Raw genomic sequence first — 10,542 nt, 5'->3', positions numbered from 1 at the left:
TCAGCGCGCAGCGGCGCTGCCAGGCCAGCGCCATGGCATCCAATGCCTGGCTGCCGAACACCTGGCGGTGGTAGACGGCCGTCATCAGCGGCGTGGTGTCGGCCAGCACCACGGCATGCGTGGCAGCGGCCAGTTCGATGCGCCTGGCTTGTTCAAGGGCGATGGCTTCCTGCTCGGCCTCGCGTGGCGTGCGCCCCTGTGCATCGCACCATTCACGCAGGTATTCGGGCACCCAGGTGCAGGGCCAGCCGGTCAGTTCGGCCACGCGGGGTGCAAGCGCGGCGGCCAGCGTGCTCTTGCCGGTGCTCTCGGCGCCGACCAGCGCAATGACCCGCCCCGTTTGCTGCTGCTCAGGCACTGACCCGGCCCTCCAGCCTGCGCCAGGCTTGCCAGCCCGCGGCCGCCATCACGGTGAACACCGCGTACAGCAGCACCGTCAGCCAGAGCGACTTGACTGCGAACAAGCCCATGCTGACCAGGTTCACCGCAATCCACACCGGCCAGTTCTCGATCAGCTTGCGGCCCAGCAGGGTCTGGCCGGTGATGCTGGCGATGGTGGGCAGCGCGTCCCAGAACGGCACGTCGCTGTCGGTGAAGCGGCGCAGCAACAAGCCGAGCAATGGCCAGCCCAGCAGCGTGGCCAGCAAGGCCAGAGCGCGTTGCCGGCCGGTCAGGCGATGCACGCGCAGCGCACCGCCATCCTCGCCACGGCCGCTCAGCCATTGCCACCAGCCCCAGCCTGCGACCAGCACAAAGAAGATCTGCAGGCTGGCTTCACCATACAGCTTGTACTCGGCAAACAGCCCCGCATAGAGCAGCGAACTGGCGATGGCCAGCGGCCAGCCCAGCGGGTTCACGCGCATGTTGCAGGCCACCATCCAGATGGCCAGCACGCAGGCAAGCAGTTCGAGCCAGGTGAAAGGACTGCCCCACAGCGTGAAGGCGGGCGCGAGCAGGGTGGCCCACAGGGCAACGGCTGCCTGCAAGGCAGCGAACATCCAGTTCGGCATCGGCGTCAGGGTTGCGAGGGGGCGGCCGTGGCTGGCGCGAGCGGCGCGGGTGGCTTGGGCGCCGCATTTCCGGTGCTGCCGGCGCTGCTGGAAATCACCACCAGCAACTCATCCGGCTTGACCATGCCCAGTTCCAGCCTGGCCTTTTCCTCGACCATTTCCAGCCCGTTCTTCAGGTCGGCGACCTCGGCGGAGAGGCGCTCGTTCTGGGCGCGCGCCTTGTCGTTGGCGGCCAGCTGCGTGGCCAGTTCGCTGCGCAGGTTCATCACATGTGGCACGCCGCCGCGGCCGAACCAGAGTTCGGCCTGCACCAGCGCCAGCAAGGCGGCGAGGACAAAGGGCAGCACGCGCATGTCGCGATTGTGCCGCAAGCCCTTGTTGGCACCCCAAAACGAAAACGCCGGGCGAGGGCCCGGCGATGGTGAGCGGCGCCGGGCGCAAAGGCCCGGCATGCGGTCAGCGCAGGTTGTAGAACGCGGCGCGGCCCGGGTACACGGCCACGTCGCCCAGGTCTTCCTCGATGCGCAGCAACTGGTTGTACTTGGACATGCGGTCGCTGCGGCTCAGCGAGCCGGTCTTGATCTGGCCGGCGTTCAGGCCCACGGCGATGTCGGAGATCGTGTTGTCTTCGGTCTCGCCCGAGCGGTGGCTGATCACTGCGGTGTAGCCCGCGCGCTTGGCCATCTCGATGGCGGCGAAGGTCTCGGTCAGCGTGCCGATCTGGTTGATCTTGATCAGGATCGAGTTGGCAATGCCCTTCTCGATGCCTTCCTTCAGGATCTTGGTGTTGGTGACGAACAGGTCGTCGCCCACGATCTGGACCTTCTTGCCCAGGCGCTCGGTCAGGTGCTTCCAGCCGTCCCAGTCGCCTTCGGCCATGCCGTCTTCGATCGAGATGATGGGGTACTTGTCGACCCAGGTGGCCATCATGTCGGTCCACTCGGCGGCCGTCAGCGTCAGGCCTTCGCCTTCGAGGTGGTACTTGCCGTCCTTGTAGAACTCGCTGGCGGCGCAGTCCAGGCCGATGGCGATCTGCGTGCCGGCCTCGAAGCCGGCCTTGTCGATGGCTTCCAGGATCAGCTGGATCGCGGCTTCGTGGCTGGGCAGGCTGGGCGCAAAGCCGCCTTCGTCGCCGACCGTGGTGCTCATGCCCTTGGCATCGATGATCTTCTTCAGCGCGTGGAAGACCTCGGCACCGTAGCGCAGCGCTTCGCGGAAGCTGGGCGCGCCGACCGGGATGATCATGAACTCCTGCAGGTCCAGGCTGTTGTTGGCGTGCGCGCCACCGTTGATGACGTTCATCATTGGCACCGGCAACTGCACGCCGCCCATGCCGCCGAAGTAGCGGTACAGCGGCAGGCCGGACTCTTCGGCTGCGGCACGTGCCACGGCCATCGAGACGGCCAGCATCGCGTTGGCGCCCAGGCGGCTCTTGTTGTCGGTGCCGTCCAGGTCGATCAGCGTCTTGTCCAGAAAGGCCTGCTCGGAGGCATCCAGGCCCAGCACCGCTTCGCTGATGTCGTTGTTGATGTTCTGGACGGCCTTCAGCACACCCTTGCCCAGGTAGCGGCTCTTGTCGCCGTCGCGCAGCTCGATGGCTTCACGCGAGCCAGTCGAAGCGCCAGAAGGCACGGCCGCGCGGCCCATCACGCCCGATTCCAGCAGCACGTCGCACTCGACCGTGGGGTTGCCACGGCTGTCGAGGATTTCGCGGCCGACGATGTCAACGATTGCACTCATTGCTCTCTCCGTAATGAAAATTCTTCTGCGGCGCGCAGGGTGCCAGAAACGGGTTACCCGCGTACATCAGCTTGTTGCGCCGCGGGCGAGACTTCAGCAGCTGAAGTCGTTCTCCAGCAACGGCTGGGCCTTGATCACCTTGTCCAGAGCGACCAGTTGCGCCAGCAGCGTCTTCATGTGCTTGAGCGGCACGGCGTTGGGGCCGTCGCTGAAGGCCTCGGCAGGGTTCGGGTGCGTCTCCATGAACAGGCCCGCGACGCCCACGCCCACGCCGGCCCGCGCCAGCACCGGCACCATCTCGCGCGCACCACCGCTGGAGCCGCCAAGACCGCCGGGCTTCTGCACCGAGTGGGTCACGTCGAACACCACCGGCGCGCCGGAATTGCGCATCTCGGCCAGGCTGGTCATGTCGGCCACCAGATTGTTGTAGCCGAAGCTGACGCCGCGTTCGCAGGCCAGGAAGCGATCTTCGGAAAGGCCCACCTCACGCGCGGCGGCGCGGGCCTTGTCGATGACGTTCTTCATGTCCCAGGGCGCGAGGAACTGGCCCTTCTTGATGTTGACCGGCTTGCCCGATTGCGCGACCGCGCGGATGAAGTCCGTCTGGCGGCACAGGAAGGCCGGGGTCTGCAGCACGTCCACGACGCTGGCGACCTCTGCCACCTGCGTCGCGTCGTGCACGTCGGTCAGCACCGGCAGGCCGGTCTGGCGGCGCACCTCGTCGAGGATCTTGAGTCCCGCCTCCATGCCGACGCCGCGCTTGGTGGTGCCGGACGAGCGGTTGGCCTTGTCGAACGAGCCCTTGTAGATCAGCGGAATGCCGAGCGCCGTGCAGGCTTCCTTCAGCTGGCCGGCCACTTCCAGGGTCAACTCCAGCCCTTCGATCGAGCAGGTCCCGGCGATCAGGAAAAACGGCTTGTCGAGGCCGACCTCGAATCCGGCGAGTTTCATGCGGTGCCCTTTTCGGCAGTGGCGGCGGACGCTGCAGCAGCTTGCTGCTGGTGGCTGATCGCCGCCTTGATGTAGTCCTTGAACAGCGGATGGCCGTCCCACGGCGTGGACTTGAATTCCGGGTGGAACTGCACGCCGACGAACCACGGATGCACCGTGCGCGGCAGTTCGACCATCTCGGTCAGCTTCTCGCGCTGGGTGATGGCCGAGATCACCAGGCCGGCCTGCTGCAGGCGGTCCAGGTAGTGCTCGTTGGCCTCGTAGCGGTGGCGGTGGCGCTCGGTGACCACCGGACCGTAGATGTCATGGGCCAGCGTGCCTGGCTTGACGTCCGAACTCTGCGCGCCCAGGCGCATCGTGCCGCCCAGGTCGGAGTTGGCATCGCGCTTCTGGATCGAGCCGTCGGCGTCCTGCCATTCGTCGATCAGCGCGATCACCGGGTGCGGCGTGTCGGGCTCGAACTCGGTCGAGTTGGCGCCGGTCAGGCCGACCATGTGGCGGGCGTATTCGATGGTGGCCACCTGCATGCCCAGGCAGATGCCCAGGTACGGCAACTTGTGCTCGCGGGCGAAGCGGGCGGCGGCGATCTTGCCTTCCACGCCGCGCTTGCCAAAGCCGCCAGGCACCAGCACGGCATCGAAGCCGCTGAGCTGCACGGCGGCGTTGGCGTCGTTCAGCTCTTCCGAGTCCACGTATTCGATCTTCACGCGCACATGGTTGTGCAGGCCGGCGTGGCGCAGCGCTTCGTTGAGCGACTTGTACGAGTCCGACAGCTCGGTGTACTTGCCGCACATCGCGATCGTGACTTCGCCCTTCGGATGCGCCACCTCGTGCACCAGGTTGTCCCAGGTGCGCAGGTCGGCCGGGCGGGTCAGCAGCTGCAGCTTCATGCAGATCAGCTCGTCCAGGCCCTGCTCATGCAGCATGCGGGGCACCTTGTAGATGGTGTCCACGTCCCACATCGAGATCACCCCATGCGAGGCCACGTTGGTGAACAGCGAGATCTTCTCGCGCTCCTCGGCCGGCACCTCGCGGTCGGCGCGGCACAGCAGCGCGTCCGGCTGGATGCCGATCTCGCGCAGCTTCTGCACCGTGTGCTGGGTCGGCTTGGTCTTCAACTCGCCGGCAGCCTTGATGTAAGGCACGTAGGTGAGGTGCACGAATGCGGTGTTGGTCGGGCCCATCTTCAGGCTGAGCTGACGCACCGCTTCGAGGAAGGGCAGCGACTCGATGTCGCCCACCGTGCCGCCGATTTCCACGATGGCCACGTCGACCGCTTCGGGCGTGCCGAAGCCCGCGCCGCGCTTGACGTACTCCTGGATCTCGTTGGTGACGTGCGGGATGACCTGCACCGTCTTGCCGAGGTAGTCACCGCGACGTTCCTTCTCCAGCACCGTCTTGTAGATCTGGCCGCTGGTGAAGTTGTTGCTGCGCTTCATGCGCGTGGTGATGAAGCGCTCGTAGTGGCCGAGGTCCAGGTCGGTCTCCGCGCCATCGTCGGTGACGAACACCTCGCCGTGCTGGAACGGCGACATCGTGCCCGGATCCACATTCAGGTATGGATCCAGCTTGATGAGGGTGACTTTGAGACCGCGCGATTCAAGAATCGCTGCGAGAGAGGCCGATGCGATGCCCTTGCCCAGGGAAGACACCACACCGCCGGTGACGAAGACGAACTTGGTCATTTCTTGCAGCGTACGCGGTCTCGCCCGCGGGCCCGAAGACAGGCCGCATCACGGGGATGCACGAACGCTGTGGTGGTAAAACGGCATTATACCGGGGCCTACCCGGCCGGGCGGGGCCGCGTGTTCAGGACATGCCGCGCAGCAGCTTCAGCACTTCGTCGGCCGTGTCGTCCGGCCGCTCCATCGGGTACAGGTGCGTGCCTTCGAACCAGACGAAACGCTGCTTGGCCAGTGCCCGCGCGCCTTCGGTGCCACCCTGGCGCATTTCGGCTGACTGGGTGCCGGCAATGAAGCCCACGGGACACTGCAGCGGATGCTTGTGCAGCACCAGCCCCAGGTGATGCGGCAGCGTGTTGTAGATGCGGGTTTCGATCTCGCGCTTGAAGCCCAGCACGATGCGGGCCTCTTCGCGCACCGCCTCGGCCGCATCGGCCTCGACAAAGCCGGTGGCCACGTAGTCGGCCAGCACCCGCGGGTCCCAGCGGGCAAACACCGGCTTGCCGGCGAAATGCGCATGCACGGCCTCGCGGCTGGGCCACTCATGGCGCCGCTTGACCGAGACCTTGCCGGGCGAAATGCTGGGCAGCAGGCCGCCCAGCTTGACCATTTGCAGGCTGTGGGCACGCCAGCCGGTGATCACCGGCGAGTCCAGCATCAGCAGGCCGCGCGCAAGTTCGGGCCGGCGGCTGGCCGCCATCAGGCTCAGCAAGCCGCCCAGCGAATGGCCAACCAGGAAGACCCTGCCTTCGGTTTCGCGTTCGACAAACGCCAGCAATTCGTCGCGCAGTGCGCGCCAGTTGCTCGCCACCGGGTATTTCGGGTCATGGCCCAGGCGCTCGGGGGCCTTGACCTCGAAACCTGCCGCGCGCCAGCGCTCGAACAGCACCCGGTAAGTGCCGGCGCCAAAGCCATTGGCGTGCGCAAAGACGATCGTGTCAGCCATGCCGGATCAGACGATTTTTTCGTCGGGGCCCTGGATCTTGCGCATCGGTTCGTAGCGATGGCTGGGTGTCAGCAGTGGATGCACCGCGTCGCCGCCGCCCCAGTGCGGATCGTCAATGCCCTCGAACACCTCGCGCAGCCGTTGGCCCCAGGTGTTGTGGATCATGCGGAAATACGGGTTGTGGTCGTCAATCACCGCGATGCGGTTGCTCTGCAGGCTGTCCTTCTCGTAGACCATCAGGTCCAGCGGCAGGCCGACCGAGAGGTTGGACTTCAGCGTCGAATCCATTGACACCAGTGCGCACTTGGCCGCTTCGTCCAGCGGCGTGCCCGGCGTCAGCACCCGGTCCAGGATGGGCTTGCCGTACTTGCTCTCGCCGATCTGGAAGAAGCAGGTCTCGCGCGTGGCCTCGATGAAGTTGCCGGCCGAATAGACCAGGAACAGCCGCATCGCCTCGTTGCCGATCTGGCCGCCGAAGATCATGCTGCAGTTGAAATCGATGCCCGCGGCCTTCAGCGAAGGGCCGTCCTGGTCATAGACCCGGCGCACCGCGCTGCCCAGCACGCGCGTGGCCTCGAACATGCTCTTGGCGTTCCAGATCGTGATCGGCTCTTCGTCGCCGTTGGCCAGCTTCTCGACCTGCAGGATTTCCCGCACCGACTGCGAGATGCTCAGGTTGCCGGCCGACATCAGCACCATGAAGCGCTCGCCGGGCTGCTCGTACACGATCATCTTGCGGAAGGTGCTGATCGCGTCCAGGCCCGCATTGGTGCGGGAGTCCGAGAGGAACACGAGGCCGGCGTTGAGCCGGATGCCGACGCAGTAAGTCATGGAATTGCCCGCGGACCGGGAAATCGCTGAAACCGCGATTGTCCACGCTGGCCGGGACTTTGCCCGGCCGAGCATGCGCTTGGCGCGGGATCAGTCGGTCCAGGCCAACAGCTCGCACCCCAGGATCTGCTGCTCACCGTCCCGGTCCTTCACGTAGAAGCGGTTCGCATCGCCGCTGGCGGGCAGTGCGACCACGTTGCGGGCCTCCACCGGCACCCACCACAGGTCACAGCTGCCCATGCAGCCCACGCCGTTGCAGAAGTGGCCGGTGTCCACGTCGAACGCCAGCGTGCGGCCGTCAGGTGACCATTTCGGGAAGTAGCTCATCGTGGTCTGCGTCACCCGGCCCAGGTTGCTGCCGTCCATCCCGGCCACCCAGATGTCCGCCTCGCCGCCAGTGGTGTTCGGGTTCTCCAGCCGCAGCGCCATCTGCGTGCCCTGCCGATTGACCCACACGCCACCCACCTGGCGGCCGGGGGGCAAGCTCAACTGCCCGGCAGGCGTGTCGCCGCCATCCACCTGGCCGATCTGCATCGCCCCGCTGACGCTGACGGCCAGGTAGCGCCCGTCCGGCAACCAGCTGATGTAGTCGTTTGCCGGGAATTGCTTGACCGTCGTCATGGTGCTCAGGTCCACGAAGATCCAGTCTTCCGGGGAAATGACGTCGTCGGCAATCGACAGCAGCAGCATGGACTTGTTGACCGGAGAAGGTGCGCCCACACGCAGGTAGCGGTTGGACGTGGCCGAGTAGAGGACGTTGCCGCTGGCCGTGTCCACCACCTTCAGCGTGGTGTATTCGTCGTAGCTGTTCCAGTCGATCGTGGCGTACTGGCTGCCGTCCGGCCAGGGCCAGGCGTCCAGTTCGGCGGTGACCTGCGAGGGCAGTGCGCCATCGGGCGAAGCGATCTGCGTGCCGTCGCGGAAGTCCAGCGCGTAGTCCTCGTGCCACAGCCGTCCGGAGACGGAAGGGGCCGGTGCCGGGGCAGGCGTGGGTGCCGGTGCGGGAGCTGGCGAAGGCGAGGGGGATGGGGCAGGCGAGGGCGAAGGGCTGGGCGCGGGTGCCGGGCCGCTGGTCGGCTCCGAGGTGTCGCTGCCGCCGCCGCCACAGGCGGCGAGGCTGCAGGCAAGGGCCATCAGCGCGGCCATGCGTTGCAGGCGGCGGGCTGTGGAGAAAGTGGCGGATCGGTTGTGCATGGCGTTGTCGTCCCTGAATCAGTCGCGCCACCCCGGGTGAGGCGGCGGTGCCAAGGCTAGGCAGCGCACCGTTCAAATAACATGCTTGAAACTGAACCGTGAGCCCACCGCGTTGCGCCTTTCACCCTCCGACGAAGTGCCCGGCTGGACGCCGGCCGCCGACCTGTTGGTCACCGAGCCGGCCGCCGTCGAGATCCTCTGGCTGCCGGACAAGCGCCTGCACCTGAAGCCCTTCCTGGGCCGCAGCGCGGACCTGGCCGGCGCCGCGGCCGAGCTGGGCATTGCCAAGCCGGCGATGAGCTACTGGATCAAGCGTCTGAGCGAAGCCGGCCTGATCCGCCCCGAGCGCGTGGAGAAGCGGGCGCGCCACCGCGTCACTTTCTACCGATGCGTGGCGGACCGTGTGCGCGTCAGCCTCGAACATGCGCCGATGGAAAGCTACGAGGCCGTCTTTGCGGACTTCTCGCAGCGCTGGCACGGCCAGGCCTTGTCGGCCATGTCGCGCTCGCTGGTGCGCCAGGCGCCCAGCCTGGAGCTGTGCCTGGCGCACACGCCTTCGGCGGGGTTGTTCACCACCATCCTGCCGCGCGAGGGCCACGCCCAGCCGCCGGACGACTTCCTCTATTACTGGTGCCGCCTCTGGCTCACCGAAGCGGAAACCGAAGCGCTGGCCCGCGAACTCAACGCCGTCTACGACCGCTACGGTGCGTTGAGCGACAAGGCCAACAAGCCGGTGTCCTCATTGATGCACCTCATCCACGTGCGCGAGCCGCGTTGAGCGATTCCTGCCGGGTGAAGGCCGTGCGTTTCAGCCCTGGCCCTGCGCCTGCAACTGCTTCAGGCGGTACAGCGCGTCCAGCGCTTCCTTGGGCGACATCGCGTCCGGGTTGATCGCCGCCATTGCCTGCTCCACGGCAGAGGCTTCGCGCACCGGCGAGGCAGCCGGCGCGGCGAACAAGTCCACTTGCGGGTCACCGGCGCGCGAGTTGGTTTCCAGCGCTTCCAGCGTGTGCCGCGCCTGGCGGACCAGCGCGGGCGGCATGCCGGCCAGCCGGGCGACCTGCACGCCGTAGCTGCGGCTGGCCGGGCCGGGCTCGATCGCGTGAAGGAAGACGATGTCGTCCCCGCTTTCGACCGCGCTCACGTGCAGGTTCAGCGCCCGCTCGTGCTTGCGCGGGAACTCGGTCAGCTCGAAGTAATGGGTGGCAAACAGCGTGAAAGACTTGTTGCGGTCGTGCAGCTGCGTGGCGATGGCCGAGGCCAGCGCCAGGCCGTCGAAGGTGGAGGTGCCGCGGCCGATCTCGTCCATCAGCACCAGCGAATGCTCGGTCGCGCCGTGCACGATGGCGGCCGCCTCGGTCATTTCCATCATGAAGGTGGACTGGGCGTTGGCCAGGTCGTCCGCGGCGCCAATGCGGGTGTGGATCGCGTCGATCGGCCCCAGCCGGCAGCGCCGTGCGGGCACGTAGCTGCCCATGGCCGCCAGCAGCACGATCAGCGCCACCTGGCGCATGTAGGTGCTCTTGCCGCCCATGTTCGGGCCGGTGATGATCTGCAGCTTGGTGCGCGCGTCCAGCCGGCAGTCGTTGGCGATGAAGTCCCCCGCGCCGGTCTCGGCCAGCCGCGCCTGCACGACGGGATGCCGGCCGGCCTCGATGTCCAGGCAGGGATGCGAGACGAACTCCGGCCGGCACCAGTCCAGCGTGGTGGCGCGTTCGGCCAGCGCCGCCAGTGCGTCCAGGCTGGCGAGGGCCCGGCCCAGCGCGGCCAGCGGCTGCAGCCAGTGCTGAAGCTGGTCCAGCAGCTGCTCGAACAGCCACTTCTCGCGTGCCAGCGCCCGGTCCTGCGCCGAGAGCGCCTTGTCCTCGAAGGTCTTCAGCTCGGGCGTGATGAAGCGCTCGGCATTCTTCAGCGTCTGCCGGCGCTGGTAGTCCAGCGGCACCCGGTCCAGGCCCGAGCTGGTGACCTCGATGTAGAAGCCATGCACCCGGTTGAACTGCACCCGCAGGTTGGTGATGCCGGTGCGCGCACGCTCGCGCGTCTCCAGCTCCAGCAGGAAGGCGTCGCAGTTCTGGCCAATGGCGCGCAGCTCGTCCAGCTCGGCGTCGAAACCGGTGGCGATCACGCCGCCGTCGCGCAGCAGCACCGCCGGCTCCTCGGCCACGGCGCGGGCCAGCAGCTGGCCCAC

At 67.0% G+C, this 10,542-nt stretch carries 10 protein-coding genes and 1 pseudogene; 1 reads left to right on the top strand and 10 read right to left on the bottom strand.

Annotated elements, in window-relative coordinates; all coding sequences use genetic code 11:
- The 9 genes and pseudogenes from FKP22_RS11155 to FKP22_RS34360 all read right to left on the bottom strand — a co-directional run.
- Positions 1-358, bottom strand: a 358-nt coding sequence (locus FKP22_RS11155) for an AAA family ATPase (protein ID WP_141287567.1), incomplete at its 3' end; no start/stop codon positions are given.
- Positions 351-998: a nicotinamide riboside transporter PnuC gene (gene pnuC, locus FKP22_RS11150; RefSeq protein WP_141287568.1), complete on the bottom strand. Its 648-nt coding sequence runs from the start codon at positions 996-998 to the stop codon at positions 351-353. The genes FKP22_RS11155 and pnuC, both read right to left, overlap by 8 nt.
- 101 nt (positions 999-1,099) lie before the next feature.
- Positions 1,100-1,363 (bottom strand): annotated as a pseudogene (locus FKP22_RS11145) (septum formation initiator family protein); the annotation flags it as partial.
- Between the two features lie 103 nt (positions 1,364-1,466).
- A complete protein-coding gene (gene eno, locus FKP22_RS11140; protein WP_141287565.1) occupies positions 1,467-2,750 on the bottom strand; it encodes a phosphopyruvate hydratase in 1,284 nt (427 codons plus the stop codon).
- Between the two features lie 93 nt (positions 2,751-2,843).
- Positions 2,844-3,701, bottom strand: a complete 858-nt coding sequence (kdsA, locus tag FKP22_RS11135) for a 3-deoxy-8-phosphooctulonate synthase (RefSeq protein WP_141287564.1) — start codon at positions 3,699-3,701, stop codon at positions 2,844-2,846.
- Positions 3,698-5,386 carry a CTP synthase gene (gene pyrG, locus FKP22_RS11130; protein ID WP_141287563.1) on the bottom strand — a complete coding sequence of 563 codons (1,689 nt, stop codon included), beginning with the start codon at positions 5,384-5,386 and terminating at the stop codon, positions 3,698-3,700. Before pyrG ends, kdsA begins: the two co-directional genes overlap by 4 nt.
- A 124-nt stretch (positions 5,387-5,510) precedes the next feature.
- Positions 5,511-6,329, bottom strand: coding sequence for an alpha/beta fold hydrolase (locus FKP22_RS11125; protein ID WP_141287562.1), 819 nt, complete (start codon positions 6,327-6,329; stop codon positions 5,511-5,513).
- Positions 6,330-6,335: 6 nt separating this feature from the next.
- Positions 6,336-7,160, bottom strand: coding sequence for a proteasome-type protease (locus tag FKP22_RS11120; protein WP_141287561.1), 825 nt, complete (start codon positions 7,158-7,160; stop codon positions 6,336-6,338).
- Positions 7,161-7,250: 90 nt separating this feature from the next.
- Positions 7,251-8,354 carry a TolB family protein gene (locus tag FKP22_RS34360; RefSeq protein WP_310733320.1) on the bottom strand — a complete coding sequence of 368 codons (1,104 nt, stop codon included), beginning with the start codon at positions 8,352-8,354 and terminating at the stop codon, positions 7,251-7,253.
- A gap of 85 nt (positions 8,355-8,439) precedes the next feature.
- Here FKP22_RS34360 and FKP22_RS11110 point away from each other — a divergent pair, with 85 nt between their 5' ends.
- Complete coding sequence (locus FKP22_RS11110) at positions 8,440-9,132, top strand: helix-turn-helix domain-containing protein (RefSeq protein ID WP_141287560.1); 693 nt, start codon at positions 8,440-8,442, stop codon at positions 9,130-9,132.
- A 30-nt stretch (positions 9,133-9,162) separates the two neighbouring features.
- On the opposite strand, the gene mutS is transcribed toward FKP22_RS11110, so the two are convergent.
- Positions 9,163-10,542, bottom strand: a 1,380-nt coding sequence (gene mutS, locus FKP22_RS11105) for a DNA mismatch repair protein MutS (RefSeq protein ID WP_141287559.1), incomplete at its 5' end; no start/stop codon positions are given.

Origin of the sequence: Ideonella azotifigens (assembly GCF_006519715.1) — a bacterium.
In the GTDB taxonomy this organism is placed as follows: domain Bacteria; phylum Pseudomonadota; class Gammaproteobacteria; order Burkholderiales; family Burkholderiaceae_C; genus Ideonella; species Ideonella azotifigens.
The sequence above is the reverse complement of the archived record's forward strand: the minus strand, read 5'-3'. Positions and strand labels throughout refer to the sequence as shown.